At 60.8% G+C, this 25,950-nt stretch carries 26 protein-coding genes; 17 read left to right on the top strand and 9 right to left on the bottom strand.

What is annotated here, in order from left to right:
• Positions 1 to 68 precede the first annotated feature (68 nt).
• The gene (gene murU, locus ACRRNM_RS08670) at positions 69 to 812 is read left to right on the top strand and encodes an N-acetylmuramate alpha-1-phosphate uridylyltransferase MurU (protein ID WP_435627831.1); all 744 of its coding nucleotides are present in this window, start codon (positions 69 to 71) and stop codon (positions 810 to 812) included.
• On the top strand, positions 809 to 2,113 hold the full coding sequence (locus tag ACRRNM_RS08665; RefSeq protein WP_435627830.1) for an aminopeptidase P N-terminal domain-containing protein: 1,305 nt from the start codon (positions 809 to 811) through the stop codon (positions 2,111 to 2,113). The genes murU and ACRRNM_RS08665 overlap by 4 nt, the downstream gene beginning before the upstream one ends.
• Before the next feature lie 19 nt (positions 2,114 to 2,132).
• Here ACRRNM_RS08665 and ACRRNM_RS08660 read toward each other — a convergent pair whose 3' ends face one another.
• Positions 2,133 to 2,528 (bottom strand): rhodanese-like domain-containing protein, encoded by a 396-nt coding sequence (locus tag ACRRNM_RS08660; RefSeq protein ID WP_435627829.1) that lies wholly within the window; start codon positions 2,526 to 2,528, stop codon positions 2,133 to 2,135.
• A gap of 195 nt (positions 2,529 to 2,723) precedes the next feature.
• A complete protein-coding gene (locus tag ACRRNM_RS08655; RefSeq protein ID WP_435627828.1) occupies positions 2,724 to 3,176 on the bottom strand; it encodes a rhodanese-like domain-containing protein in 453 nt (150 codons plus the stop codon).
• Between the two features lie 320 nt (positions 3,177 to 3,496).
• Here ACRRNM_RS08655 and glnA point away from each other — a divergent pair, with 320 nt between their 5' ends.
• The 5 genes from glnA (at position 3,497) to fliB (ending at position 9,395) form a co-directional block, all read left to right on the top strand.
• A complete protein-coding gene (gene glnA / locus ACRRNM_RS08650) occupies positions 3,497 to 4,906 on the top strand; it encodes a glutamate--ammonia ligase (protein ID WP_435628661.1) in 1,410 nt (469 codons plus the stop codon).
• Positions 4,907 to 5,025: 119 nt separating this feature from the next.
• Positions 5,026 to 5,490 carry a DUF4124 domain-containing protein gene (locus tag ACRRNM_RS08645; RefSeq protein ID WP_435627827.1) on the top strand — a complete coding sequence of 155 codons (465 nt, stop codon included), beginning with the start codon at positions 5,026 to 5,028 and terminating at the stop codon, positions 5,488 to 5,490.
• Between the two features lie 39 nt (positions 5,491 to 5,529).
• Positions 5,530 to 6,573 (top strand): nitrogen regulation protein NR(II), encoded by a 1,044-nt coding sequence (gene glnL / locus ACRRNM_RS08640; RefSeq protein ID WP_435627826.1) that lies wholly within the window; start codon positions 5,530 to 5,532, stop codon positions 6,571 to 6,573.
• 12 nt (positions 6,574 to 6,585) lie between these two features.
• On the top strand, positions 6,586 to 7,974 hold the full coding sequence (gene ntrC, locus ACRRNM_RS08635) for a nitrogen regulation protein NR(I) (protein WP_435627825.1): 1,389 nt from the start codon (positions 6,586 to 6,588) through the stop codon (positions 7,972 to 7,974).
• 113 nt (positions 7,975 to 8,087) lie between these two features.
• A complete protein-coding gene (fliB, locus tag ACRRNM_RS08630) occupies positions 8,088 to 9,395 on the top strand; it encodes a flagellin lysine-N-methylase (RefSeq protein WP_435627824.1) in 1,308 nt (435 codons plus the stop codon).
• 37 nt (positions 9,396 to 9,432) lie between these two features.
• On the opposite strand, the gene mpl is transcribed toward fliB, so the two are convergent.
• The 7 genes from mpl to metH are packed head-to-tail and all read right to left on the bottom strand — an operon-like array spanning position 9,433 to position 16,486.
• Entirely contained in the window at positions 9,433 to 10,776 is a 1,344-nt protein-coding gene (gene mpl, locus ACRRNM_RS08625; RefSeq protein WP_435627823.1) for a UDP-N-acetylmuramate:L-alanyl-gamma-D-glutamyl-meso-diaminopimelate ligase, read from the bottom strand.
• 3 nt (positions 10,777 to 10,779) lie between these two features.
• On the bottom strand, positions 10,780 to 11,133 hold the full coding sequence (locus ACRRNM_RS08620) for a DMT family protein (protein ID WP_435627822.1): 354 nt from the start codon (positions 11,131 to 11,133) through the stop codon (positions 10,780 to 10,782).
• On the bottom strand, positions 11,130 to 11,291 hold the full coding sequence (locus tag ACRRNM_RS08615; RefSeq protein ID WP_435627821.1) for a hypothetical protein: 162 nt from the start codon (positions 11,289 to 11,291) through the stop codon (positions 11,130 to 11,132). The genes ACRRNM_RS08620 and ACRRNM_RS08615 overlap by 4 nt, the downstream gene beginning before the upstream one ends.
• Positions 11,288 to 11,773 carry a DUF6036 family nucleotidyltransferase gene (locus ACRRNM_RS08610; RefSeq protein ID WP_435627820.1) on the bottom strand — a complete coding sequence of 162 codons (486 nt, stop codon included), beginning with the start codon at positions 11,771 to 11,773 and terminating at the stop codon, positions 11,288 to 11,290. Before ACRRNM_RS08610 ends, ACRRNM_RS08615 begins: the two co-directional genes overlap by 4 nt.
• A 22-nt stretch (positions 11,774 to 11,795) precedes the next feature.
• Positions 11,796 to 12,248 (bottom strand): FKBP-type peptidyl-prolyl cis-trans isomerase, encoded by a 453-nt coding sequence (locus ACRRNM_RS08605; protein ID WP_435628660.1) that lies wholly within the window; start codon positions 12,246 to 12,248, stop codon positions 11,796 to 11,798.
• Between the two features lie 52 nt (positions 12,249 to 12,300).
• Complete coding sequence (locus ACRRNM_RS08600) at positions 12,301 to 12,753, bottom strand: FKBP-type peptidyl-prolyl cis-trans isomerase (RefSeq protein ID WP_435627819.1); 453 nt, start codon at positions 12,751 to 12,753, stop codon at positions 12,301 to 12,303.
• A gap of 37 nt (positions 12,754 to 12,790) precedes the next feature.
• Positions 12,791 to 16,486, bottom strand: coding sequence for a methionine synthase (metH, locus tag ACRRNM_RS08595; protein WP_435627818.1), 3,696 nt, complete (start codon positions 16,484 to 16,486; stop codon positions 12,791 to 12,793).
• A 219-nt stretch (positions 16,487 to 16,705) separates the two neighbouring features.
• Between metH and ACRRNM_RS08590 the strand changes: the two genes are divergently transcribed.
• The 10 genes from ACRRNM_RS08590 to ccoP all read left to right on the top strand — a co-directional run bounded on the left by ACRRNM_RS08590 (position 16,706) and on the right by ccoP (position 25,817).
• Complete coding sequence (locus ACRRNM_RS08590) at positions 16,706 to 17,044, top strand: hypothetical protein (RefSeq protein ID WP_435627817.1); 339 nt, start codon at positions 16,706 to 16,708, stop codon at positions 17,042 to 17,044.
• A 2-nt stretch (positions 17,045 to 17,046) separates the two neighbouring features.
• Complete coding sequence (locus tag ACRRNM_RS08585) at positions 17,047 to 17,448, top strand: hypothetical protein (protein WP_435627816.1); 402 nt, start codon at positions 17,047 to 17,049, stop codon at positions 17,446 to 17,448.
• 375 nt (positions 17,449 to 17,823) lie between these two features.
• Positions 17,824 to 19,200, top strand: coding sequence for an aminodeoxychorismate synthase component I (gene pabB, locus ACRRNM_RS08580; RefSeq protein ID WP_435627815.1), 1,377 nt, complete (start codon positions 17,824 to 17,826; stop codon positions 19,198 to 19,200).
• Positions 19,201 to 19,313: 113 nt separating this feature from the next.
• A complete protein-coding gene (gene fnr / locus ACRRNM_RS08575; RefSeq protein ID WP_435627814.1) occupies positions 19,314 to 20,096 on the top strand; it encodes a fumarate/nitrate reduction transcriptional regulator Fnr in 783 nt (260 codons plus the stop codon).
• A 277-nt stretch (positions 20,097 to 20,373) separates the two neighbouring features.
• The gene (locus ACRRNM_RS08570; protein ID WP_435627813.1) at positions 20,374 to 20,964 is read left to right on the top strand and encodes an OmpW/AlkL family protein; all 591 of its coding nucleotides are present in this window, start codon (positions 20,374 to 20,376) and stop codon (positions 20,962 to 20,964) included.
• Positions 20,965 to 21,423: 459 nt separating this feature from the next.
• Positions 21,424 to 22,413 carry a cytochrome-c peroxidase gene (locus ACRRNM_RS08565; RefSeq protein ID WP_435627812.1) on the top strand — a complete coding sequence of 330 codons (990 nt, stop codon included), beginning with the start codon at positions 21,424 to 21,426 and terminating at the stop codon, positions 22,411 to 22,413.
• A 97-nt stretch (positions 22,414 to 22,510) separates the two neighbouring features.
• On the top strand, positions 22,511 to 23,941 hold the full coding sequence (ccoN, locus tag ACRRNM_RS08560) for a cytochrome-c oxidase, cbb3-type subunit I (protein WP_435627811.1): 1,431 nt from the start codon (positions 22,511 to 22,513) through the stop codon (positions 23,939 to 23,941).
• A gap of 10 nt (positions 23,942 to 23,951) precedes the next feature.
• Positions 23,952 to 24,710: a cytochrome-c oxidase, cbb3-type subunit II gene (gene ccoO, locus ACRRNM_RS08555; RefSeq protein ID WP_435627810.1), complete on the top strand. Its 759-nt coding sequence runs from the start codon at positions 23,952 to 23,954 to the stop codon at positions 24,708 to 24,710.
• Positions 24,703 to 24,912 (top strand): hypothetical protein, encoded by a 210-nt coding sequence (locus tag ACRRNM_RS08550; protein ID WP_435627809.1) that lies wholly within the window; start codon positions 24,703 to 24,705, stop codon positions 24,910 to 24,912. Before ccoO ends, ACRRNM_RS08550 begins: the two co-directional genes overlap by 8 nt.
• Positions 24,909 to 25,817 (top strand): cytochrome-c oxidase, cbb3-type subunit III, encoded by a 909-nt coding sequence (gene ccoP, locus ACRRNM_RS08545; RefSeq protein WP_435627808.1) that lies wholly within the window; start codon positions 24,909 to 24,911, stop codon positions 25,815 to 25,817. The genes ACRRNM_RS08550 and ccoP overlap by 4 nt, the downstream gene beginning before the upstream one ends.
• Positions 25,818 to 25,950 lie beyond the last annotated feature (133 nt).

Raw genomic sequence — 25,950 nt, 5'->3', positions numbered from 1 at the left:
ACGCATCTCCCTCTCCCCAACCCTCTCCCGCCAGCGGGCGAGGGGGCGAACGTGAAAGGCGTAAAACCATGATCGCCATGCTGCTCGCGGCGGGACGCGGCGAACGCATGCGCCCGCTCACCGACCACACCCCCAAGCCGCTGCTGGAGGCCGGCGGCAAGCCGCTGATCGTCTGGCATATCGAGAGGCTGGCGCATGCCGGCATCACCGACCTGGTCATCAATCACGCCCACCTTGGTGCGCAGATCGAGACCGCGCTGGGCGACGGCAGCCGCTTCGGCATCCGCATCTGCTATTCGGACGAAGGCAAGGCACTGGAGACTGCGGGCGGCATCGCCTATGCCCTGCCGCTGCTCGGCGACAAGCCCTTCGCCGTGGTCAACAGCGACATCTGGTGTGACTACGACTTTTCGCACCTGAGCGAACGTGCCGCCGCACTGCAAGCCAGAGGCGACATGGCGCACCTGGTGCTGGTCGATAACCCCCCCCATCACCCCAATGGCGATTTCGTCCTGAATGGGAGCCGCATCATTCCGCTCCCCTCCACTGCAGGCGGGGGGGATGGGGTGGCAACGAAGCTTACCTTCAGCGGCATCGGCGTCTACCAGCCCGCCCTGTTCAGCTGCCTCCCGCGCGGCAGCGCCGCGCCGCTCGCACCGCTGCTGCGCGAGCAGATCGCCGCAGGCCGCGTCAGCGGCGAACACCACTGCGGCCTGTGGGTGGATGTCGGCACACCGCAGCGCCTCGCCGAACTCGACAGCCGGCTTTGCTCGTTGCAAGGGAAGCATCGTTCGTCGCACAATGCGCCATGACTGTTGACCCAACCATCCATGCGGCGCGGCGCGCCCGTCTGATCGAAAAGATGCAGCGCGGCATCGCGATCATCCCCACCGCGCCGGAAACGGAGCGCAACGGTGGCACCCACTATGCCTACCGTTACGACAGCAGCTTCCATTACCTGAGCGGCTTTGCCGAGCCGGAGGCGGTGCTGGTGCTGGTCGCCGGAGACGAGCCGCAATCCATCCTGTTCTGCCGTGAGAAAAACCCGGAGCGCGAAGTCTGGGACGGCTACCGTACCGGCCCCGATGCCGCGAAAGAGCAATACGGTTTCGACGCGGCCCACCCGATCGCGCAACTGGACGAAAAGCTCGCCGGACTGATGGGCAATCAGCCCGCGCTGTTCTATCCGGTGGGGCGCGATGCCGCGTGGGACCAGCACATCCTCAGGCTGCGCGGCGAGGTGCAGACCAAGGCGCGCAGCGGCATCCGCGCCCCGAACGAAATCCACGACCTGCGCACGCTGCTCAACGAAATGCGGCTGTTCAAGGACGAACACGAGCTGGCCGTCATGCGCCATGCCGCCGAAATTTCCACACAGGCGCACCGGCGCGCGATGCGCTTCGCCCGCCCCGGCCAGTTCGAATACCAGATCGAGGCGGAACTGCTGCACGAATTCTGCCGCCACGGCGCGCGCCATCCCGCCTATCCGAGCATCGTCGCGGGCGGAGCGAACGCCTGCGTGCTGCATTACGTGGGCAACGACGCCATGCTCAGGGACGGCGACCTGCTGCTGATCGACGCGGGCTGCGAACTGGGCGGCTATGCCTCCGACATTACGCGCACTTTTCCGGTGAACGGCCAATTCGGTGCCGCGCAAAAGGACGTCTATGAGCTCGTGCTCGCCGCGCAGGCCGCCGCGATTGCTGCCGCGCGTCCCGGTAAACCATGGAACGCGCCGCACGACGCCGCGCTACGCGTGCTCGCGCAAGGCTTCATTGACCTAAAACTGTGCCAGGGCAGCGTGGATGCGGTGCTGGAGAGCGAGAGCTACAAGCGCTTCTATATGCACCGCACCGGCCACTGGCTGGGCATGGACGTGCACGATGTCGGCGACTACAAGGTGGGCGACGAATGGCGCGTGCTGCAGCCCGGCATGGTGTTTACCGTCGAGCCGGGCTGCTACATCCGCCCCGGCGACGACGTGCCGCAGGCGCTCTGGAACATCGGCGTGCGCATCGAGGACGACGTGGCGGTCAATGCGCAGGGCTGCGAAGTGCTGACCGCGGCCGCACCGAAGGCGGTCGCGGAAATCGAAGAGTTGATGCGAAGCTGAAAACGGCTGGGATAGCCTGCTACTTCGGCTGCTTGCTCCACTCCTGCCAGTGCCCGGCCAGATCCCTGACGTTCGTGTAACCCTTATCGATGAGGATCTTCTCCGCGATTCCGGCACGCTTCCCGCTGCGGCAGTACACCACGATCTCGCTGGATTTATTCCCCGGTATCTCGCCCAGCCTGCGCTCCAGTTCATCGTACGGAATGTTCACAGCAGTGTCGACGTGCCCTGCCGCATATTCCTCGCGCGTGCGCACATCGAGGATGACCGGCGGCTTGGGCGCCTTCAGCCTCTGGGTGAGCTCGGTCGGGGCGATCGTCCCGACGGCGGGCGTCTCGGCCTGACAGGCAAGGCCGGTTAGCAGCAACAGGGCGGCCAGCAGGGCCCGGAAAAAGAAGAGTGGATTGAGGGTCATGGTAATTCCTAACTTAGGGTTGAAAAAAGCAGGTTCAAATTTTTTCTGCTGTGGCCTGCTGCCAATCTCAAAGTGCTACATGCCTTTTGAGTAGGCGAGGAAGCGACAACGAAGTTGCGGTGAAGGCTCAGGTGCGTAGCGCGTGATGCCGTAACCAAGACCGCGCAACGTCGTAATCAAGCCGCGCAGCAGGTTTTAGCTCTGCTCCCAAGGCAATCCGGCCACCCGCCACCCGCCCAGCGCGTTGCGGTGCTCGTCCCCGTCCTTCTCGCCCTCGAAGCCTTCCAGCACGTTGTAGCAGTCGCCGTAGCCCGCCTTGGTCGCGGCGGCCGCGGCGGCGTTGGAGCGCATGCCGCTGCGGCAGATGAACAGCACGAGCGCCTCCTTGTCCACCTGCTGTTCGAGTTGTGCGACGAAATTCGGGTTGGGCTTCATGCCGGGATAGGTGACCCACTCGATCTCTGCCGCGCCGGGGATGCGCCCGACCCAGTCCAGTTCGGCGCGGGTGCGCACGTCCACGAGCTTCGCGCCGGGCGCGGATTGCAGCACCTCATGGGCCTCGTCGGGGTAAAGCGCGCCCTCGTAGGGCAGGTTCATTTCCCTGGCACGTTGCTGCGCGGCCTCCAGGATGGCGGTGATTTTTCCCATGGGACTTCTTTCCTTCACGTGGTTTAACGAATCGGGCGCGGGTGCTATGCTCGTTGCACGCATACTAGCGCAAGCCGTATGAAAAATCACACTCCTTTACCACTCTATAGGCCGGAACCGACGCTTCCGGAATCGCGCACGAAATTAGTGCATAAACAGCTTGCGCCGCCCGTTTCTGGTGCAAATATTTCGCGCTTCGCATGAATGGCTTGTGGCACAATGCCCGTCCGCCAAAGGAACGGGATTGGCACGCTTCATGCGTAACGAATTCGGGTTGTCAAAAATTATTTCTGTAATCCTTGTGGGAGAAAGCTATGGCTATGTCGGCAAATGATGTTTTGAAGATGATCAAGGACCACGACGTCAAGTTCGTGGATTTCCGCTTTACCGATACGCGCGGCAAGGAGCAGCACGTGGGCGTGCCGGCCAAGTATGTCGATCTGGACAAGTTCGAAGACGGCCACGCGTTCGACGGCTCTTCGATCGCCGGCTGGAAAGGCATCCAGGCTTCCGACATGCTGCTGATGCCGGACCCGGCGACGGCCTATCTCGACCCGTTCATGGATGAAAACACCCTGGTGATCACCTGCGACGTGGTGGAACCGGCCGACGGCAAGGGCTATGACCGCGACCCGCGCTCCATCGCGAAGCGCGCCGAAGCCTACCTGAAGTCCAGTGGCCTTGGCGACACCGCCTTCTTCGGCCCGGAACCCGAATTCTTCATCTTTGACTCGGTGACCTGGTCCGTCGACATGTCCGGCTGCTCGCTCAAGATCAACTCCGAAGAGGCGGCCTGGGCCACCGGCGAGAAATTCGACGGCGGCAACACCGGCCATCGCCCGATGGTCAAGGGCGGCTACTTCCCGGTTCCCCCGGTCGATAGCCTGAACGACATCCGCGCGGCGATGTGCCTGGCGCTGGAAGACATCGGTATCGAAGTCGAAGTGCACCACCACGAAGTCGCGACCGCCGGTCAGTGCGAGATCGGCACAAAATTTAATACTTTGGTGCGCCGCGCCGACCAGACCCAGGCGCTGAAGTATGTGGTGCACAACGTCGCGCACCAGTACGGCAAGACCGCGACCTTCATGCCCAAGCCGATCGTCGGCGACAACGGCTCCGGCATGCATGTGCACCAGTCGATCTGGAAGGATGGCAAGAACACCTTCGCGGGCAACGGTTATGCCGGCCTGTCCGAGACCGCGCTGTACTACATCGGCGGCATCATCAAGCACGCCAAGGCGCTGAATGCGATCTGCAACCCCGGCACCAACTCTTACAAGCGCCTCGTGCCGCACTACGAGGCACCGGTCAAGCTGGCCTACTCGGCGAAGAACCGTTCTGCTTCGATCCGTATCCCGCATGTGGCCAGCGACAAAGCGCGCCGCATCGAGACGCGCTTCCCGGATCCGACCGCAAACCCGTACCTGTGCTTCGCTGCGCTGATGATGGCAGGGCTGGACGGCATCCAGAACAAGATTCACCCCGGCGACCCGGCCGACAAGAACCTCTACGACCTGCCGCCGGAAGAGGACGCAAAGATCCCGACCGTATGCGCCTCGCTGGACGAAGCGCTGGCACATCTGGACAAGGATCGCGAGTTCCTGACGCGCGGCGGCGTGTTCTCCAACGACTTCATCGATGCCTTCATCACCCTGAAGATGGAAGAAGTGAACAAGATCCGCATGACCACCCATCCGGTCGAGTTCGACATGTATTACAGCATCTAAGATACGCTGCAGGATGGCAGAACGGGGCGCAAGCCCCGTTTTGCTTTTGAACCGCCAATGTTTGTCGGAGTCTGATGCTTGCCCTATACTTGCCCGAGCCCCCCAGCAGGAGAATGAAAATGAAGTCTGGATACTTGCTTGCAATCATATGCCTCTGCCCCGCATTGGCGCAGGCGGAGATATACAAGGCCGTCGATGCCGACGGCCATGTCACCTATTCCAGCGCGCCGATCAAGGGCGGCAAGAAGATCATCCTGGAGCCGCTGCCTACCATGGTGCCGCCGGCGCGCACCGCCACGCCCGAGGGCTTCCCCAGGGTGGATGGCGCAACGCAAAAGAGCCGCGATGACGTGCGCCGCAAGATTCTGCAGGATGAACTGGAGGCGGAAGAAAAATTGCTCGGGGAAGCCCGGCAGAACCTGAAAGAGGGTGAATCGACTCCGGAAGTTTATCGCGGCCAGGACGGCAAGACTTACCGCAACGTGGCGAAATACGAAGAGAAAATCAAGACGCTGCAGGAGCAGGTCGATCTGCACAGCAACAACGTCGAGGCGCTCAAAACCGAGCTGTCAAAACTCAAGTAGGTTCTCCCACCTGGCATGTTTTCTGCTGCGCAAGAATGTATGCCTGACCTGTCATCCTTCATGCCGGAACACCTTGCGACCGCCGTCATCCTGCTGGACGGCGAGGCGTGCGTCATCTATCTCAACCCGGCCGCAGAACACCTGTTCGACGTGAGCGGAAAGAATCTGCTCGGGTATCCGGTGCAGCAGGCATTCACCGATGCCGGGCAGCTGACCCATGCGATGCAGCACGCGATCCGCGACAACGCCAGCTACATCGAGCACGACCTGACGCTGGGTACGCATGCGCATGTCAGGCTGCATCTGCGCTGTGCGGCGACGCCGGTGCAGCTCGATAACGGGCAATACCTGCTGCTGGAATTTCACCCGATGGACCGGCCGCTCAAGTTGGCGCGCGAAGAGCAGATGCTCGACCAGACGCAGGCGAGTCGCCTGCTGCTGCGCAACCTCGCGCACGAGATCAAGAATCCGCTCGGCGGCATTCGCGGCGCGGCGCAACTGCTCGAGCAGGAACTGGAAAAACCGGCCCTGCGCGAATACACCCGGGTCATCGTGCAGGAGGCGGACAGGCTGCGCTCGCTGGTGGAGAAACTGCTTTCCCCGCAGAACGCCTCGCACCACAGCGCACTCAACATCCATGAAGTGCTGGAGCGCGTGCGCAGCGTGGTGCTCGCCGAGATGCCGGAGGGGCTGAAGATACGGCGCGATTACGACGTCAGCCTGCCGCCGCTGATCGGCGACAAGGAGCAGCTCATCCAGGCGATGCTCAACATCGTGCGCAATGCCGCGCAGGCGCTGCAGGGCAGCGGCAACATCACTCTGCGCACCCGCATCGCGCGGCAGGTGACGCTGGTCAAGCGCCGCCACCGCCTCGCGGTGATGGTGCAGATCATCGACAACGGCCCCGGCATCCCGCCGGAACTGCAGGACAAGATTTTCTACCCGCTGGTATCGGGGCGCGCCGACGGCCACGGCCTCGGGCTGACGCTCGCGCAGGACTACGTCAGCCAGCACCACGGCGCGATAGAATTCGACAGCGAGCCGGGGCGCACCTGTTTTACCGTGCTGCTTCCTCTCCCGTAAAGGTAAATAGATATGCAGCCTGTCTGGATCATCGACGACGACCGCTCCATCCGCTGGGTGCTGGAAAAAGCTCTGGCGCGCGAGAACATCGAGTTCAAGAGTTTCGCCTCTGCCGACGAGGCGCTGCTTGCGCTGGATGGCAGTGTTCCGCAAGCGGTGGTCAGCGATATCCGCATGCCCGGCAGTTCCGGGCTGGATTTTTTGCAGGCGCTGCAGCAGCGTTACCCGCTCATACCTGCCATCATCATGACCGCCTACTCCGACCTGGAGAGCGCCGTCTCCGCGTTCCAGGGCGGTGCGTTCGAGTACCTGCCCAAACCGTTCGACGTCAATCACGCGGTCGAGCTGATTCGGCGCGCCATGGAGCAGAGCCAGCGCAAGACGGGCGGTGCAGAGGAAGTGGAGGCAGCCGCCGAGATACTCGGGCAGGCGCCTGCGATGCAGGAGGTGTTCCGCGCCATCGGCAAGCTTGCGCAATCGCATGCGACCGTGCTGATCAACGGCGAATCCGGCACCGGCAAGGAACTGGTGGCGCGCGCGCTGCACCGTCACAGTCCGCGCGCCGGCAAACCGTTCATCGCGATCAACACTGCGGCGATCCCCAAAGATCTGCTCGAATCTGAACTGTTCGGCCACGAGCGCGGCGCATTTACCGGCGCGGCGGCGGCGCGGCAGGGGCGCTTCGAGCAGGCCGAAGGCGGCACGCTGTTCCTCGACGAAATCGGCGACATGCCCGCCGACCTGCAGACCCGATTGTTGCGCGTGTTGTCGGACGGCAACTTCTACCGCGTCGGCGGGCAGCAGCCGGTCAAGGCCAACGTGCGCATCATCGCCGCGACGCACCAGAACCTCGACGAGCGTGTGCGGCAGGGGCTGTTCCGCGAAGACCTGTTTCATCGCCTCAACGTAATCCGGCTGCGTCTGCCGCCATTAAGAGAACGCCGCGAGGACATCCCACTGCTCGCGAAGCATTTCCTGCAGAAGAGCGCGCGCGAACTGGGCGTGGAGCAGAAGCTGTTGAGCGAGGAAGTGCTGCGCTTCCTCGCCGCGCAGGACTTTCCCGGCAACGTGCGGCAGCTGGAGAACCTGTGCCACTGGCTGGCCGTAATGACGCCCTCGCAGCGCATCGAGATCGCCGACCTGCCGCCCGAGTGGCGCGGCGCAGCGGCCGTGTCACCCGGCGGCGACTGGAGCGCCGTACTGGCGCAGCAGGTGGAGCTCTCCTTGCAGCGCGGCGAAGGCCGGATCATGGAGAAGCTTGCCGCCGAGTTCGAGCGCACCCTGATCCTGCAGGCACTGCGCCACACCGGAGGGCGCCGCATCGAGGCGGCCGCGCTGCTCGGCATCGGGCGCAACACCCTGACGCGCAAGATTCAGGAACTGGGGCTGGAGAATCAGTAGCCGCAGGGACGTGATTCGCCTCGATGGGGTTCGCAACCTGTGGGCATTGCGCGCTTGCCCAGCACGGGCGTCCTGTGAAATGATGTAGCAGTTACTCTGTGGAAGGATGGGAAATGGCAAAGCAGCAGGAGTCGAAACCACACGCAAAATCCGGGGCAAAAATGGCCGCGAAGAAGCCGGTAATGGTGCCGGACTACTATCAGAAGTTCCGCTGTATCGGTTCGGATTGCGAGGATACCTGCTGCAGTGGCTGGCGCGTCACCATCGACCATACGACCTGGCAGCGTTATCAGAAATGCGAGCATGAGACGCTGGCGCCGATGTTCCGCAGTGTCGTGGTGGAAAACGAGAAGGCCAGCCAGAGCGAGCAGGAATACGCCAGTGTGAAGCTGCGGGCAGATGGGCGTTGTTCGTTCCTGATGCCCGATATGCTGTGCATGATTCAAAAAGAACTGGGGCCGGAAGCGCTGTCGGATACCTGCGCCTCATTTCCGCGCTATTACAATCAATTCGGCGAACAGCGCGAATATGCACTCGGCGTGTCCTGCCCGGAAGCGGCGCGCCTGGTGTTGCTGCACCCCGAGCCGATCACCCTGGAAATGGCTGCGCCGGATGCCGATCTTGGCGAGCGCGATTTCACCTCCTACCGTATGCCGCAAAACGGCACCGTCGACCCCGGGCAGATCGCCGTCCTGAACGATTTCCGCACTCTGATTCTGGGCATCCTGCAATTCCGGGAATTGACGCTGGGCGCGCGGGTGATGACGCTGGGTTTCCTGCTGGATGAGGTGGATGGCGTGGTCAGCAACCCGCATTTCAAAAACGCTGCCGAAATGATCCCGGTACTGTCGGCTTTCGTCGATCTGTTTTCCGACCCGCCAGCCATCGAGGCGCAATTCGAGCAGATACATTCCGATTTGCCGCGCAAATTGCACGTCACTACCGGGCTCATCTCCGAATTTTTGAACGTGGATCGCCCACGCTTCCGGGAATGCATACTGGCTGTTGCCGACGGCCTGCTTGGCAGTGAAGCGCAGGGCACAGGCGGTGATGCCGAACTGCTGACGCGCTACCAGCATGCCTACGAGACTTACTATCTGCCGTATTTCCGCGACAAGGGTTACATCCTGGAAAACTATCTGGTGAACGGGGTGCTTATCCGCCTGTTCCCGTTCACGCGCGCCAGCTATCTCGACCTGTACCGGGAGATGGTGTGCAACCTCGCAATCATTCAGGTGTTCCTGGTGGGGATGGCCAGTCATTACCAAGGCTTGAGCGATGCGCGGGTAGTCCAGCTTATCCAGTCTTTCACGCGCATGTCGGTGCACAACAGCGGTTATCTCAGCAAGCTGATCGAGGCAGTCGGCAGCAAGGGCGCGCCATCCTTTGTGGATGTGATGTGGATGCTGAAAGAGCGCTAAGCCTGTGCTGCTGGGCGGCAGAAGCCTGCTTCGTGTCCTAGCTTGCCAGGCGCTTCAGCAGCTTCTCGTGTATCCCGCCGAAACCGCCGTTGCTCATCACCAGAACCTGGTCGCCTGAGCGCACGGCGGCGGCGATGGCTTCGATCAACTCGTTGAGGTTGTCCTTCACCACCGCCTTTTCGCCCAGCGGTGCAAGTGACGTAGCGGCGTCCCAGCCGAGGTTCGCGCCGTAGCAGAACACCAGGTCGGCGTCCTTGAGGCTGTCGGGCAGCGCGTCTTTCATCACGCCGAGTTTCATGGTGTTGGAGCGTGGCTCCAGCACGGCGAGGATGCGCGCTCCATCGACCTTGCGGCGCAGCCCGGCGATGGTGGTGTCTATCGCGGTGGGATGGTGCGCGAAGTCGTCGTACACGGTGATGCCGTTGACCGTGCCGCGTACCTCCATGCGGCGCTTCACGTTCCTGAATTCACTTAATGCAGCCAGCCCCTGCGCGACCGGCACGCCCGCATGGCGTGCCGCGGCGAGTGCGGCGAGCGCGTTCATGCGGTTGTGCTCGCCGAGCAGGTCCCACTGCAGCGTGCCTTGCACTTCACCATCCAGCGCCACGCGGTCATTTGTGTCTATGCTCCAGCCTTCGTTGCCACCGAACTTCTCCACCGGCGTCCAGCAGCCGCGCTTGAGCATGCGCACCAGCGACTCCTCGCGACCGTTGCACACGATCAGGCCGTTGCCGGGCACGGTACGCACGAGGTGGTGGAACTGCGTCTCGATCGCGGCGAGGTCGGCGAAAATGTCGGCGTGGTCGAATTCCAAGTTGTTGAGGATCGCGGTGCGCGGGTGGTAGTGCACGAACTTGGAGCGCTTGTCGAAGAAGGCGGTGTCGTACTCGTCCGCCTCAATGACGAAGAAGGGCGAATCGGTCAGCCGCGCCGAGATGCCGAAGTTCTGCGGCACACCGCCGACCAGAAAACCGGGGTTCAGGCCCGCGTATTCGAGTATCCACGCGAGCATCGAGCTGGTGGTGGTCTTGCCGTGTGTGCCCGCGACGCCCAGCACCCACTTGTCGTGCAGGATGTTCTGCGCGAGCCATTGCGGTCCGGAGGTATAGGGCAGGTTGCGGTTGAGGATTTCCTCCATCAGCGGGTTGCCGCGCGCCACCACGTTGCCGATGACGAAGATGTCTGGCCGGAGGTCGAGCTGCTCGACGCCGAAACCCTCGATCAGCGCGATGCCCTGCGCTTCGAGCTGCGTGCTCATCGGCGGATAGACGTTGGCGTCGCAGCCGGTGACGCGATAGCCTGCCTGCCGGGCGATGGCCGCGATGCCGCCCATGAAGGTGCCGCAGATGCCGAGGATGTGGATGTGTTGTTGCTGGCTCATGGCTCAGGCCCGAAAGATAAAATAAACCGCACCCATCAGGCACAGCGCCGCCCACAGGTAGTCCAGCTTCAGCGGCTGGTTCATGTACAGCACTGCGAACGGCACGAACACCGAGAGCGTGACGACTTCCTGCAAAATCTTCAACTGCCCGAGACTGAGCTCGGTGTAACCGATGCGGTTCGCCGGCACCTGGATCAGGTATTCAAACAGCGCGATGCCCCAGCTCACCAGCGCCGCCACATACCACGGCGAGCTCGCCATGTTCTTGAGGTGCGCATACCATGCGAAGGTCATGAACAGGTTGGACACTGCGAGCATCAGCGCCGTGACCAGCACCGGGTGCGAGATCAGGTTCATGCAGCAGGTTTTTTTCTGCCCGCCTTGGCCAGCCGCAGGAATCTTGCGAGTTCCTCCACCCAGCGCAGCCGCTGTTCCGGCGTGAGCGACTTGAATGCGCGCAGCCGTTCGTCGCTCACGTAATAGGTGCGGTCACCGGGGTTGAATGGCTGTTTCATGCGGACTTCACCCGTTGCAGATGTTCGACATCGGAAATATCGATCGGACGTCCAACCGCTTTTTTCAACGCAATCAGGTCATCTATGGAAACAACCCTGATTGCCGTTCCAGCCACGTCGAACTCTACCGCCCGTGCCGCCATGCCCGCAAAGTCGACGGGCGGGAACAGCAGCACGTCGATGGTTACCCCAGCCAATTCAGGCGTGCGCAGCGCGAAGGCTTCGAGGTTGCGTTGTGCATGCCATTCGCGCAGCAATTCGATGTCGCCCAGCGACTCCAGCGGAACTGGAAGCACAGGTGCGAGGTTAAGTTCTTTCACAGCCTCGATCAGCGCCGCCAAGTTGGCCGGATGCATCGCCACGGTGATGTCCACATCCATCGTGGCTCGCTCCACGCCGTGAAGCGAAACGGCCAGCCCGCCGATCAGCAGGTAATCCACTTTGTGGTGATCCAGCGCGGAGAAGAGGTCGACGTAGAACATGGCGATAGTCTGGCGATGCTGGTCAGTTTACTCCCAGCAACTCCACCTCGAACACCAGCGCCGTATTCGGCGGAATCGCGTCGCCCGCGCCGATCGGCCCGTAGCCGAGGTGCGCAGGGATGACCAGCGTGCGCTGCCCGCCGACCTTCATGCCTGCCACACCCTGGTCCCAGCCCTTGATGACGCGCCCCGCGCCGAGCGGGAAATCGAAGGGCTGGCCGCGGTCGTGCGAGCTGTCGAATTTTTTACCCTTGTGGTTGAGAAACGTTTCGTCGTACAGCCAGCCGGTGTAGTGCACCGATACGTTGCGTCCCGCGACGGCTTCCGCGCCTTCGCCCAGCTTGGTGTCGGTCTTGATCAGTTCGGACACGACGCCGGGTTTCTTTTCTGTTGCGGCCTTTTCGGAGCAGGCGGTGATCGAAAAGGCGCCGGCAGTCAGCAGCAGGGCCAGCGGTAAAAACAAGGTGCGCTTCATCATGTTACGTTTCTCCGGAATCACAAGGTTGTTGCAGGGTATGCGGGCCGGCTTAGCGCACGGCCAGCAGCTCCACATCGAACACCAGCGTCGCATTCGGCGGAATCACGCCGCCCGCACCGCGCGCGCCGTAGCCCAGGTTCGCCGGGATGACCAGCGTGCGCTGCCCGCCGACCTTCATGCCCTCCACGCCCTGATCCCAGCCCTTGATGACATGCCCCGCGCCGAGCGGGAAGTCGAATGGTTCCGCGCGGTCGTGCGAGCTGTCGAACTTCCTGCCCTTGTGGCCGGGCGCGGCCTCGTCGTACAGCCAGCCGGTGTAGTGCACCAGCACGAGCTTGCCCGCGGTGGCCTCGGCGCCTTCGCCCAGTTTGGTGTCGGTCTTGATGAGTTCGGTCATGATGCGTTTTTCCTTCTGTGTGTTGGCCGGTTCGGAATGGGCCGTGGTTGAAAAAAGGCCGGCGGTCAGCAGCAGGGCCAGCGGTAAGAAAGTGATGTGTTTCATTTCATGTTTTCTTGTTGTTATTGAAGGATGCAATTATTTAGTAACCTAGCACCGGCGCCAGCCACCGCTCCGCCTCTTCTACGCTCCAGCCCCTGCGCTGCGCGTAGTCCGCGACCTGATCCCTGTCCACCTTGCCGGTCGCGAAGTATTGCGCCTGCGGGTGCGAGAGGCAGAAGCCGCTCACGGCGGCGGTGGGCAGCATCGCAAAACTTTCGGTGAGCGTGATGCCCGCATTCTGCGGCGCCTGCAGCAGTTGGAACAGCGCGCCCTTCTCGGTGTGGTCGGGGCAGGCGGGGTAGCCGGGGGCGGGGCGGATGCCGCGGTACTGCTCGGCGATCAGCGCCTCGTTGTCCAGGCTCTCGTCCGCCGCATAGCCCCAGAATTCGCGGCGCATGCGCAGGTGCAGGTGTTCGGCGAAGGCCTCGGCGAGGCGGTCGGCGAGCGATTGCAGCAGGATGGCGCTGTAGTCGTCGTGCGCCCGCTCGAACTCCTTGAGCTTCTTCTCGATGCCGATGCCCGCGGTCACGGCGAATGCGCCGATGTAGTCTTTGACTTCGGTTTCCTTCGGCGCGACGAAATCGGCGAGGCAGAGGTTAGGGATGGCGTCCGGCTTCTTCGTCTGCTGGCGCAGGTTGTGCCAGGTCATCAGGACCTTTTTTCGTTTCTCGTCAGAATAGATTTCGATATCGTCGCCGTTTACGCTGTTCGCCGGGAAGAGGCCGAACACCGCGTTCGCGGTGAGCCATTTTTCGGCGATGATCTTCTTCAGCATCGCCTGCGCGTCGGCGAACAGCTTGCGCGCTTCGCTGCCCACAACCTCGTCCTGCAATATCTTCGGGTAGCGTCCGGACAGCTCCCAGGCGTGGAAGAATGGCGTCCAGTCGATGGAGTCCACGAGGATGTCGATGGGGTAGTCTCCCAGTCGGTGCACGCCGGGCATTTTCGGCTTGGGCGGGGTGTAGTTCTTCCAGTCCGTTTTCAGACCATGCGCGCGCGCTTCGGGCAAGGGCACATACACGGCCTTTTCCTTGCGGCCCTCGAACTGCTCGCGCGCCGCCGCGTAGTCGGCCTTGATGCCCGCGACGTAATCGTCGCGCAGCGTTTCGCTCAACAGGTTGCTGCACACGCCGACCGCGCGCGAGGCATCCACGATGTAGACGGTGGGGCCATTCTGGTAGTGGGGCTCGATCTTCACCGCGGTGTGCACACGCGAGGTGGTCGCGCCGCCTATCAGCAGCGGGATGGTGAAGCCCTGGCGCTGCATCTCCTTCGCAACATGCGCCATCTCCTCCAGCGACGGTGTGATCAGGCCGGACAGGCCGATCGCGTCGGCGTTGTGCTCGCGCGCGGCGTCGAGGATCTGCTGGCAGGGCACCATCACGCCCATGTTGATAACTTCGAAGTTGTTGCATTGCAGCACGACCGTTACGATGTTCTTGCCGATGTCGTGCACGTCGCCCTTCACCGTCGCCATCACGATCTTGCCCTTGGGCTTGTTGTTGCCGGAGCGCGCCTTTTCCGCCTCGATGTAGGGCACGAGGTGCGCCACCGCCTGCTTCATCACGCGCGCCGACTTCACCACCTGCGGCAGGAACATCTTGCCCGCGCCGAACAGGTCGCCGACCACGTTCATGCCGGTCATCAGCGGGCCTTCGATCACCTCGACTGACGACTTAGCCTGCTGTCTTGCCTCTTCGGTGTCTTCGACGACATAAGTGGTGATGCCGCGCACCAGCGCGTGGGTCAGGCGCTCCTGCACCGTGCCCTTGCGCCATTCGAGGTCTTCGATCTGTGCCTTGCCGCCGCCCTTTACCGTCTCGGCCAGCGTGACCAGTTTTTCGCCCGCGTCGGGGCTGCGGTTGAGCACCACGTCCTCCACCGCGTCGCGCAGCTCTTTCGGTATCTCCTCGTACACGCCGAGCTGGCCGGCATTGACGATGCCCATGCCCATACCCGCCTTGATCGCGTGGTAGAGGAATACGGTGTGGATCGCCTCGCGCACCGGCTCGTTGCCGCGGAAGCTGAAAGATACGTTCGATACGCCGCCGCTGACCTTTGCATAAGGTAAATTTTTGCGTATCCACGCGGTAGCCTCGATGAAGTCCACCGCGTAGTTGTTGTGCTCCTCGATGCCGGTCGCGATCGCGAAGATGTTCGGGTCGAAGACGATGTCCTCGGGCGGGAAGCCGACCTGGTTCACGAGGATGTCATAGCTGCGCCTGCAGATTTCGGTCTTGCGTTTGAACGTGTCGGCCTGGCCCCGTTCGTCGAAGGCCATCACCACCGCCGCCGCGCCGTAGCGGCGCACCAGCGTGGCGTACCTGATGAAGTTCTCCTCGCCTTCCTTGAGCGAGATCGAGTTGACGATGGGCTTGCCCTGCACGCACTTCAGCCCCGCCTCGATGATGTTCCAGCGCGAGGAGTCGATCATCACCGGCACTTTGGAGATGTCCGGCTCGGAGGCGATGAGGTTGAGGAACTTCACCATCGCAGCCTCGCCGTCGAGCATCGCCTCGTCCATGTTGATGTCGATCACCTGCGCGCCGGTCTCCACCTGCTGCCGGCAGATTTCGAGGGCTTCTTCGTAGTTTCCTTCGAGGATCAGGCGCTTGAACTTGGCCGAGCCGGTGACGTTGGCGCGTTCGCCGACGTTGACGAACAGCGAGGCGTCGCCGATGTTGAACGGCTCCAGCCCGGACAGGCGGCACTCGCGCGGGATGCTGGGAATCCTGCGCGGCGCGATGTCCCTGACCGTTTCGGCGATCGCCTTGATGAAGGCGGGCGAGGTGCCGCAGCAGCCGCCGATGATGTTGAGAAAGCCGCTCCGCGCCCACTCCCCGATGTGGCCGGCCATGTTCTCCGGCGTGTCGTCGTAGCCGCTCGGCGCGAGCGGGTTGGGCAGGCCGGCGTTCGGGTGCGCGGAAACAAAGCAGTTCGCGATGCGCGACATTTCCTCGACGTACTGGCGGAGCTCCTCAGCGCCGAGCGCGCAGTTCAGGCCGATGGAGAGCGGCTTCGCGTGTGCCAGCGAGTTGTAGAAGGCCTCGACGGTCTGGCCAGAGAGCGTGCGGCCCGATGCGTCGGTAATGGTGCCGGAGATCATGATCGGCAGCGAGGAGCCGCGCTCCTCGAAGACTGTCTGCACCGCGAAGATCGCGGCCTTCGCGTTGAGGGTGTCGAAGATCGTTTCGATCAGCAACAGGTCGGCGCCGCCGTCGATAAGGCCGCGCGCCGCCTCGGAGTAATCGGCTACCAGCCGGTCGAAGGTGATGTTGCGCGCCGCCGGATCGTTCACGTCCGGCGAGATGGAGCAGGTCTTGTCGGTCGGGCCGAGCACGCCTGCGACGAAGCGCGGCTTGTCCGGCGTGGCGTACTGGTCGCACGCCTCGCGCGCGAGCCTCGCGCCGGCGACGTTCAACTCATAGTTGAGCGATTCCATGCCGTAGGCGTGCAGCGTGGTCGCGTTTGCGCCGAAGGTGTTGGTCTCGACGATGTCCGCGCCCGCCGCGAGGTATTCGCAATGGATCGCCTTGATGACTTCGGGCCGGGTCAGCACCAGCAGATCGTTGTTGCCCTTGAGGTCGCGCGGCCAGTCCACAAAGCGCTCGCCGCGGTAGTCCGCCTCGGTGAGCTTGTGGCGCTGGATCATCGTGCCCATCGCGCCGTCGAGAACCAGAATGCGTTGCTGCAGGAGCTGCTCGATCCGCTCGATCGTAGGGGTGTTGCCGGTCATGGTGCGGAGCCTGAAAAAATGAGAGCGGATTTTATCATGTTGGCTGCCATCCTTGACCGGATTGAGATGTGGCTGGGGTCATGTGCGGAAAAGCTAGGTAGTTTCACCTACAGATTTTGCCCTGCCGCAGGGTGATAGTTCGCACGCTGTATGCCTGAACCGCAGCTATCCCGGCTTGAATTTCCGTCGTGCTTTTCCAATACATCGAAGGAGAAAACTATGCGCAAACTGTCCATGCTGGCCCTCATGCTCACCAGTCTTGCCGCCTTGCCGGCGGCAGCCGCCGAAGCAAAGATCGACATCATCTCTCCCGCAGACGGCTCCAAAATCAAGGCCGGAATGCCAAGCCAGCTCGCCTACGAAGTCACCCTCGGAGGCGGTGCGGATCACGCCCATCTTTACGTGGACGGCAAGATGGCGGGTCTGCTGCGCCAGAAAAAGGGCAGCCACACCCTCGATCCCTTGACGCCGGGGATGCATGGAATCTGCGCCAGGCTGGTCGACAAGAATCACACGCCGACCGGCATGGAGCGCTGCATCGAGGTCACGGCGGAATAGCGATGGACTGGCAGAACCTTGCCTATTCCGCCACCCAGATAGTCCATAACTTCGGGGCGGTGGCGGTGGTAGGCGGCGCGGCCTGTGCGCTTGCGTGGCGCGAGGCGGCGGTGCAGCACCGCCTCATCTGGATCGTGCTCATCGGCTGGGCGACCCAGGCGGCAAGCGGCGCGACCTTCGGCGCGATCAGTTTTTACCATTACGGGGAGTTTCCCGACATTCATGGCATCGCTGTGGCCGCGCTCGGCGTGAAAATGGCGTGTGCAGTATCCGGCTTTGTCTTGGCGGCATGGCAGCTGTTTGCCCATCCATCGGAGATGCCAAGCCGGCCGGTCTGGATCGTCCTGTTCGGGCTGGGCGCTTTGGCGCTGAGCTCAGCCGCCGTGCTGCGCTGGTTTTCCTGAGAAGCTGCCTTAAAAATTGCTGCGGAGGGCGTCTGATGGAACTACTAGCCATTCCACTAGGCTGCCAAAATACAGCAGCCAAGTGGCTGGTTATGCGGCGTTGCGCGGTACTCGCAATCCTCATGTACTTTAAGTACATTCCGGTTGCTGCGTTGACCAGCGACTTGGCTGGCGTTTTGTGCCAGCTTAGTCGAATGGCCATGCAAGGCTCCGTGCGTCTTGCATCCATCTCTCCTCGCGAATTTTTAAGGTAGCTTCCAAGGGGTAGGGGATCACCGCGCAAAGGAGGTGCGGCTCTGGTGGTATCATTCCACCTTTGGCGGTGTGGGCTTCCTGCCCTGCGCGTTTGATGCCGCCACTACCCATGATCGAGCAATGAGTTTCTACAGCACCCCGCTACCCTATCAGCCCGATGCTTCGCGCTATTACGCCGCGCTGGCCGACCTGCCTTGGGCGGTGTGGCTGGATAGCGGCGGGATGGCGCGCTACGACATCCTGACCGCCGCGCCGCAGCGCACCTTGACGCTCGATCAGGGCTCGAAAGAGGGCGATCCGTTTACCTTGCTGCGCGACGCCCTGGGCGAGCCGGTCGCGCCGATTGAAGGAGTGCCTTTCGCCGGCGGCGCGCTGGGCTACTGGGGCTACGATCTGGCGCGCCGCATGATGGCTTTGCCGGACATCGCGCAGCCCCGCGGGCAGTTGCCGGACATGGCGGTGGGCATCTACGACTGGGCGGTTGTGCTGGATCACCGGCTGCATACAGCAAAGTTGGTGTCGCACCGGCGCTTTGCCGAAACGGCGGAGCTGCTGCCGCGGCTGCTGCTCCGTTTGCAGAATCTTCCTGCGCTTCCTGCCGATACTTTCCGCGTGCGGGGAAATATAGCCTCAAACTTCACCCCGGAAGGCTACGCGGCCGCCTTCGCGGTGGTGCAGGGGTATCTGCAGGCGGGCGACTGCTACCAGATCAATCTCGCGCAGCGCTTCAGCGCGCAGGCCGCAGGCGATGCCTTCGGCGCCTATCTTGCGCTGCGCAGCCTGAGCCCCGCACCCTATGCGGCCTTCCTGAACCTGCCCCAGACACAGATTCTGTGCGCCTCGCCGGAATGTTTCGTCAGTGTGCAAGGCGGCAAGGTCAAGACCAGGCCGATCAAGGGCACCCGCCCCCGCAGCGGCGACGCGCAGCAGGATCGCCGGCTTGCCGAAGAGTTGCGCAACCATCCCAAGGATCGTGCGGAAAACCTGATGATTGTGGATCTGCTGCGCAACGATCTGGGCAAGAGCTGTGCGCCCGGTTCGGTGCGCGTGCCGGAATTGTTCGAGGTGGAGAGCTTTGCCAACGTGCATCACCTCGTCAGCACGGTGGAGGGGCGGCTCGCTCCGGGGCGCGACGCGCTGGACGTGCTGCGCGACTGTTTTCCGGGCGGCTCGGTCACCGGCGCGCCCAAGCTACGCGCGATGCAGATCATCGAGCAACTGGAGCCGGACCGCCGCGGTGTCTATTGCGGCGCTATCGGCTATGCCGGTTTTGACGGCAACATGGACAGCAATATCGCCATCCGCACCTTGGTGTATAATGAAAAACTAATATACTGTTGGGCGGGCGGCGGCATTGTGGCGGACTCGGACCAGGCGGCTGAGTACCAGGAGACGCTGGACAAAGCCTCCGCCATGCTTGAACTGCTGCGGCGTTACGGAGGGTCTTTTGAACGTGATGTTGAAAAGGCCCGCAGTTGCACAAAGTCATGCGGTTAAAGCGCCTTTGAAGGATATTTTTCAGATATCAGGCGCCTTGCGCCGGAACCCCTATGCGCTGTTGCGCTCAAACAAGCGGGGTTGTGCGGGATATTTTATATTTGAGTGGAGTAATGATGGCACCTCAAGCTGAGCTAAAACAGAGCTGTCCCGTGATAGCCTGCCAGAACTGCGGCTTTTACCGGATCGGTTTATCCATGGGGCTCGAAAGCGCCGATACGTCGGTGCTCGACCGCTATGTGAAGAAGAAGCACATCATCAAGCGCGGAGAGGTGCTGTATCGCGTTGGCGAGGCGTTCAATCGCATTTATGCCATTCGTAGCGGATCGGTCAAGACCTGCATTTCCACCGACGACGGCCGCCTGCAGATCACCGGCTTTCATGTTCCGGGTGAACTGCTCGGGCTGAACGCCATAGACGAAAGGCGCTATAACTGCGAAGCGATTGCGCTGGAAACCACTGCGGTGTGCGAGATTTCCGTGGATTGCTTCGAGGAGTTGGCGCGGCAAATCCCGTCGGTGCATTATCAAATGCTCAGGATGATGAGCAGGGAGATCAAGCACAACCAGGAGTTGATGCTGTTGCTCGGTAAAAAGAATGCCGAAGAACGGCTGGCGACTTACCTGCTGTCGCTGTCGCGGCGGTTTGCCATGCGCAACTATTCTCCCACCCAGTTCAATCTGAGCATGTCGCGCGGTGACATCGGCAATTATCTGGGCATCGCCGAGGAAACGGTCAGCCGTATTTTTACCCGTTTCCAGGAAGAAGGTGTGGTTACCATCGAACGCCGGCATATCATGTTGAATAATCTCGAACGCCTGAGTGGCATTGCGCGTGAGCCTTACACCGCTACCGCGCAGGTTATCCCGCTGCTGCGCGCCCAGCCCTGCTGCTGATTTTTCCGCTACCCAGAGCTTAGTTCAGCAGGCCTTTATTCCCTATTGTTTCGTTGCGGAGTAGGCGCAACCCCATGTTGCGTCTACTTCGCCAATCAGATTTATAACCTGCCCTGGAATAACTGAAACCTGTTACAGCCAATTGCCTTGGCAACAAAGCGCTTGTTTCTGCGTGTCGAACAGGAAGGTTGACGCGCGTCATGGTTCCTCCGCTCAAACCCACATATTCTTTGTGGGTATTTTTTGAGCCCTAGTAATTAACTTTCAGGAGAAAATCATGCAGAAAAGAGTATTGATGGCCGTAGCGGCAAGCGCGTTGTTTGCATCATCCAATGTATTCGCAGAGGCAGGCGACTGGCTGGTGCGCGCGCGCGCAGTCAACGTCGCACCGCAAAGCAGCTCCAGCCCCCTCACGGGCGTGGCGGTCAGCAACGAGACGATCCCCGAGGTCGACATCAGCTATTTCTTTACCAGCAACATTTCGGCTGAACTGGTACTGACCTATCCACAAAAACATACTGTGACGCTGAACGGCGCGTCGCTTGGCACGTTGAGAGAACTGCCGCCGACCCTGTTGGCGCAATATCACTTCATGCCCGGCAGTTCCTTCAGTCCTTATGTGGGAGCCGGTCTGAATTACACGCGTTTTTCGAGCGTGAGCCTGGGTAACCTGGACGTCGACAGGAGCAGCACAGGCGGTGCGCTGCAAGTTGGCTTCGACATGCCGATCAATAAAAACCTGTCCTTCAACGTTGACCTGAAGAAGGTTTGGATGAAGACCGACGTGAAGACAACGGCAGGCGCTTATGTGACGACGCTCAAGATAGATCCGATCCTGTTCGGTGTCGGTTTGGGCTGGAAGTTTTAAAGTAAAAATAAGGGACCCGGCGATAGACGCTTCAAGCGGATTTTGCCGGGCCTTAATCTTTCTACATTAACATCACTTTCAGTTCCAGATAGAAAGGTTGACGTGCATCAGGGTTTTTCACGGTATTTGAACAGAGAATGACTGCAGTGATATCTCTGTGGCAGCTTGTTTATCTCATGCGCTGGTACTGGCCGCTTGTGGCACCGCTCAGTTGCGAACGGCATATTTGCCAGGTAAGCCGGGTTTGCTCAGATTGGTAACCTGTGTTGGGTTATCGAAAAAGAATATTGGCGTTCTGCCGGAAGGCGGGCGTTCGAGCGGGACTTGGTTCTTTGGGTGGTTGGCGGGGTGAATTGCCTTTCCTATTGTGAGGATGTGCACTACACTATGCCGCAATTGGTCGTTGCACCACAAAGCTGAGTCCGTTCTTGTGTTTCTTCTCCTGTGAAAGGAATGATCATGAAACTTGTCACTTTGATAGCAGCACTGATTGTTGTTTCTACGTCGGCCTCCTGGGCCGCCGCCAGCGAACCTATCCAGCCTGTCCATCGCGTAACCGTCAAGAATGTGGCGAAGATGGAATTGGGTAAGAAGCTTTTCTTCGATCCGCGACTATCCAAATCCGGTTTTATTTCCTGCAATTCCTGCCACAACCTGAGCATGGGCGGGACGGACAATTTGCAGACATCCATCGGCGACCGCTGGCAGCAAGGCCCGATCAATGCGCCCACCGTGCTGAATTCGAGCATGAACCTGGCGCAGTTCTGGGATGGGCGTGCGAAGGATCTGAAGGAGCAGGCGGGCGGCCCCATCGCCAACCCCGGCGAGATGGCCTTCACTCACGAACTGGCGGTGGATGTGCTGCGCTCCATTCCCCAGTACCGCGACGAATTCAAACGAGTGTTCGGCTCGGACGACATCAAGGTCGGTATGGTGACCGATGCCATTGCTGCTTTCGAAGAAACCCTGGTTACGCCGGATTCCCGTTTCGATAAATGGCTGAAGGGTGACAAGAAGGCGCTGAACGGCACCGAACTGGCCGGTTACAAGCTGTTCAAGGATACGGGCTGCGTTGCCTGCCATAACGGCGCCGCCGTGGGCGGTGGATCGTTCCAGAAAATGGGTTTGCATGCCGACTACAAGACAGCCAGCAAGGCGCAGGGGCGGATTGCGGTCACAGGCAAGGACGCGGATCGCATGAACTTCAAGGTGCCGATCCTGCGCAACGTCGAATTGACCTACCCCTACTTCCACGATGGCGCTGCCTGGACCCTGGAAGAGGCGGTGGATACGATGGGGAGGCTGCAGCTCGGCCGCAGTTTCAGCAAGGACGAGATCGGCCGGATAGTTGCCTTCCTGAAGACGCTTACCGGCAAACAGCCGGATTTCAAGCTGCCGATTCTGCCGCCGTCTACGGACAAGACGCCGCGCCCCAGGCCGTTTGAGTAGTTTATCGGGGCGCGTCCGGCACATTGCCGCAGTTCCGGAACGCGCTTTTGTATTGTGGGAGAAATGCATTGTTTTTAACTAGCATCAGGGAGGTATTGTGGAGACAACTCAAGCAGCACCAGTGAAATACGACATGGGAGTCGTCAGGTGGTTTTCCATCGCGGCGGTGATCTACTTTTTGGTGGGTACGCTGGTCGGCGTTTGGATCGCAGCGGAATTGGCGTGGCCGTTCTTGAATTTTGACATCGCTGAGATATCCTTCGGGCGTTTGCGCCCGCTGCACACCAATGCGGTAATTTTCGCATTTGGCGGCTGTACGCTGATGGCTACCGGCTACTATATCGTGCAGCGCACTGGTGCGACCAAGCTGTGGAGCAATGGTTTGGGGTGGTTCACCTTCTGGGGCTGGAACCTGATCATCGTGCTTGCGGTTGTCACCCTGCCGCTGGGACTCACCCAGGGTAAGGAGTACGCCGAACTGGAATGGCCGATCGACATCCTGATCGCCGTCGTCTGGCTGGCGTTCGGGCTGAATTACATCATGACCATAGCGAAGCGCAAGACTTCGCATATCTACGTGTCCAACTGGTTCTTCATGGGCATGATCGTGATGATCACCTATCTGCACGTGGTGAACAGTCTTGCCATCCCGGTCAGCCTGACCAAGTCCTACGCCATTTTCTCCGGCGTGCAGGACGCCATGATCCAGTGGTGGTGGGGTCATAATGCGGTGGGTTTCTACCTGACCGCCGGCTTCCTCGGCATCATGTACTACTTCGTGCCAAAGCAGGCCAACCGCCCCGTATTCTCCTATCGCCTGTCCGTGCTGCACTTCTGGTCGCTAATGTTCGGCTACGTGTGGCTGGGCGCACACCATCTGCAGTACACCGCATTGCCAGATTGGACCGGCTCGCTCGGCGCGGCAGTTTCCCTGGCGATGATTATCCCGTCCTGGGGCGGTGCGATGAACGGCATGATGACGCTGTCCGGCGCCTGGGATCGCCTGCGCACCGATTACATCCTGCGCTTCCTGGTGGTTGCATTGGCGTTCTATGCGATGTCCACCTTCGAGGGGCCGGTGATGTCGATCAAGACCGTGAATGCCCTGTCGCATTACACCGACTGGACCATCGGTCACGTGCATTCCGGCGCGCTGGGCTGGGTGGCGATGGTTTCCATCGGCGCGATCTACCATCTGGTGAAGAAGCTGTGGAACACCGAGATGTACTCCGACAACCTGGTCAATGTGCACTTCTGGTTATCTACTATCGGCACTGTGATTTACGTCGTGGCGATGTGGGTGTCCGGCATCATGCAGGGTCTGATGTGGCGCGATTACGACGAATACGGCACTTTGACCTACACCTTTGTTGAATCTGTAGCCGCAATGCATCCGTACTACGCGATGCGCACCATCGGCGGGCTGATCTTCCATCTGGGCGCCTGGATCATGCTGTACAACGTGGTAATGACGGTGCGCAAGGCAAGCGCCGCACGCAGCGCCCAAGCCGTTCCCGCACAAGCATAAGGAGTGAGAAATGTCTGATCGCGATAAAATCTATTCGACCAAGTTCCAGGACAAGATCGAGCGCAGCACGGTCCTGATGTTCGTGGTGGTTGCATTTGTTCTGGTGTTCGGCGGCATTGTGGAAATCGTCCCGCTGTTCTACCTGGACCGTACCATGACCCACCTGTCCCCCGATGTCAAAACCAAGGTGGACAGCAAGCAGATATCCCCCATCGTCTGGCAGCGCAAGCCGGGCCAATCCCTGGACGACTGGAAGCCGGGCGATGGCGTGCGTCCCTACAAGCCGCTTGAACTGGCGGGGCGCGAGATATATATCCGCGAAGGCTGCTATCTGTGCCATTCGCAGATGATTCGCCCGTTCCGCGACGAGAAGGATCGCTACGGCCAATTCTCGGTGTCTTCCGAATCTATGTACGACCATCCCTTCCAGTGGGGTTCCAAGCGTACCGGCCCGGACCTGGCGCGCGTCGGCGGCAAGTATTCGGATGAATGGCACCGCCGCCACCTGATGTATCCGCGTGAAGTGGTGCCCGAATCCGTCATGCCCAACTATGCCTTCCTGGATGGCAAAAAAGTGGATGTGGCCAAGGTGAAAAAAACCATGGAAGTCATGAATATGATGCCGTTCTACCCGGCCAATTACACCGAGATGGATATTGCGAGTTCGGCCGGTGTCGAGGGTAAAACCGAGATGGATGCGGTGATTGCCTACCTGCAGGGCATGGGAAATCACATCAAGTTTACCGAAGGCGTGAACTACCGTGACTAATCTACTGGGTTATCTGGGCATGGATGCGGCAGCCATGACTGTCAATGACTGGCTCGGCGTGTTCTTCACCGTAGCGGTGTCCATTGGCATGGTCTATGTATATGTCATGGTGTTTCGTCCGGCTAACAAGGACAAGTTCGAGTCGCAGCGCGGCATGGTGCTGAATGACGAAGATCAAATCAATGCAGGAGAAATGAAATGAGCGAAAAACACGAGGAATCAGGCGCGCAGACAACGGGACACGTGTGGGACGACGATCTGGCTGATCTCACCAACCAGCCTCCCAAATGGTGGATGCTGGGCTTGGCAGCCAGCATGTTATTTTGCGTGGTGTACTTCCTGTACTACCCATCCATTCCTGTCGCCACGATGAACACTTTCACCAAAGGGCTCGGTGGTTGGACGGCCATCAAGGAAATGGAAGAAGACAAGGGTGAGGTGGAGGCAGTGCGCGGCAAATTCGAAGCCAGGCTGAAGGACATGACGCCGGCAGCCATTCTGGCGGACAGCGAATTGGCCGAGTACACCATCCGTTCCGGCAAAGTGCTGTTCGGCGACAACTGCGCCGCCTGTCACGGTCAGAACGGCGTTGGCACGCACGACAAGGAAGGGCTGTTCGCGCCCGTCCTGAATGACGATGAATGGCTGTATGGCGGCAAGATCGACGACATCTACGCTTCGATCAGCGGTGGCCGCCAAGGCATGATGATGGCGCACAAGGATATGCTTACCGCTGCCGAAATCGAGGCCTTGGCCAACGCGGTCGCGAATGGCCAGCCAACCTCCACGCCGTTGTTTGCGGCAAAGGGTTGCACGGCCTGTCACGGCGCAGACGGCAAGGGTACACAGGCCATGGGAGCGCCCAGTCTGACCGACAAGATATGGCGTTTTGATGGATCGCTCGAGGGTATCAAGCGCACCATTACCTACGGCGTGAATGCGGGTAATCCGCAAGGTCGCGTGGCGGTCATGCCATCGTTCAAGGAGGCAGGCAAGCTGACCGATGCCGAAATGAAGAAGCTGGCAGTGTATGTGTACAAATTCGGAGGTGGACAGGCAGACGCGCCTGCAGCCCCTGCGGCACCGGATGCAAGCAAGGGAAAATAGCACCCTTGTCCGCGCGGGCAACTCCTGCGCGGACATTGTCTGAAGGAGAGCATCTAAAGATGAATCAGGAAGTAGCGCTTTGGGGGTAGTCGTCGTTATGGTTGTCGCATTTGCGGCTGCGACTTGGCTGCTC

It is taken from the genome of Ferrigenium straubiae, from assembly GCF_051257895.1.
Classification (GTDB): Bacteria; Pseudomonadota; Gammaproteobacteria; order Burkholderiales; family Gallionellaceae; genus Gallionella; species Gallionella straubiae.
The sequence above is the reverse complement of the archived record's forward strand: the minus strand, read 5'-3'. Positions and strand labels throughout refer to the sequence as shown.

Excerpts from the sequence above, each read along its gene's own strand:
- ACRRNM_RS08660 (WP_435627829.1), bottom strand. The coding sequence starts at position 2,528 with ATGACCCTCAATCCACTCTTCTTTTTCCGGGCCCTGCTGGCCGCCCTG.
- ACRRNM_RS08655 (WP_435627828.1), bottom strand. The coding sequence starts at position 3,176 with ATGGGAAAAATCACCGCCATCCTGGAGGCCGCGCAGCAACGTGCCAGG.
- ACRRNM_RS08645 (WP_435627827.1), top strand. The coding sequence starts at position 5,026 with ATGAAGTCTGGATACTTGCTTGCAATCATATGCCTCTGCCCCGCATTG.
- ACRRNM_RS08620 (WP_435627822.1), bottom strand. The coding sequence starts at position 11,133 with ATGAACCTGATCTCGCACCCGGTGCTGGTCACGGCGCTGATGCTCGCA.
- ACRRNM_RS08565 (WP_435627812.1), top strand. The coding sequence starts at position 21,424 with ATGAAACTTGTCACTTTGATAGCAGCACTGATTGTTGTTTCTACGTCG.
- ACRRNM_RS08605 (WP_435628660.1), bottom strand. The coding sequence starts at position 12,248 with ATGAAGCGCACCTTGTTTTTACCGCTGGCCCTGCTGCTGACTGCCGGC.
- mpl (WP_435627823.1), bottom strand. The coding sequence starts at position 10,776 with ATGAGCCAGCAACAACACATCCACATCCTCGGCATCTGCGGCACCTTC.
- fliB (WP_435627824.1), top strand. The coding sequence starts at position 8,088 with ATGGCAAAGCAGCAGGAGTCGAAACCACACGCAAAATCCGGGGCAAAA.
- ACRRNM_RS08590 (WP_435627817.1), top strand. The coding sequence starts at position 16,706 with ATGCGCAAACTGTCCATGCTGGCCCTCATGCTCACCAGTCTTGCCGCC.
- ACRRNM_RS08585 (WP_435627816.1), top strand. The coding sequence starts at position 17,047 with ATGGACTGGCAGAACCTTGCCTATTCCGCCACCCAGATAGTCCATAAC.
- murU (WP_435627831.1), top strand. The coding sequence starts at position 69 with ATGATCGCCATGCTGCTCGCGGCGGGACGCGGCGAACGCATGCGCCCG.
- fnr (WP_435627814.1), top strand. The coding sequence starts at position 19,314 with ATGATGGCACCTCAAGCTGAGCTAAAACAGAGCTGTCCCGTGATAGCC.
- ntrC (WP_435627825.1), top strand. The coding sequence starts at position 6,586 with ATGCAGCCTGTCTGGATCATCGACGACGACCGCTCCATCCGCTGGGTG.
- glnL (WP_435627826.1), top strand. The coding sequence starts at position 5,530 with ATGCCTGACCTGTCATCCTTCATGCCGGAACACCTTGCGACCGCCGTC.
- ACRRNM_RS08610 (WP_435627820.1), bottom strand. The coding sequence starts at position 11,773 with ATGTTCTACGTCGACCTCTTCTCCGCGCTGGATCACCACAAAGTGGAT.
- ccoO (WP_435627810.1), top strand. The coding sequence starts at position 23,952 with ATGTCTGATCGCGATAAAATCTATTCGACCAAGTTCCAGGACAAGATC.
- pabB (WP_435627815.1), top strand. The coding sequence starts at position 17,824 with ATGAGTTTCTACAGCACCCCGCTACCCTATCAGCCCGATGCTTCGCGC.
- ACRRNM_RS08570 (WP_435627813.1), top strand. The coding sequence starts at position 20,374 with ATGCAGAAAAGAGTATTGATGGCCGTAGCGGCAAGCGCGTTGTTTGCA.
- ACRRNM_RS08615 (WP_435627821.1), bottom strand. The coding sequence starts at position 11,291 with ATGAAACAGCCATTCAACCCCGGTGACCGCACCTATTACGTGAGCGAC.
- ccoP (WP_435627808.1), top strand. The coding sequence starts at position 24,909 with ATGAGCGAAAAACACGAGGAATCAGGCGCGCAGACAACGGGACACGTG.
- ACRRNM_RS08665 (WP_435627830.1), top strand. The coding sequence starts at position 809 with ATGACTGTTGACCCAACCATCCATGCGGCGCGGCGCGCCCGTCTGATC.
- glnA (WP_435628661.1), top strand. The coding sequence starts at position 3,497 with ATGTCGGCAAATGATGTTTTGAAGATGATCAAGGACCACGACGTCAAG.
- ACRRNM_RS08600 (WP_435627819.1), bottom strand. The coding sequence starts at position 12,753 with ATGAAACACATCACTTTCTTACCGCTGGCCCTGCTGCTGACCGCCGGC.
- metH (WP_435627818.1), bottom strand. The coding sequence starts at position 16,486 with ATGACCGGCAACACCCCTACGATCGAGCGGATCGAGCAGCTCCTGCAG.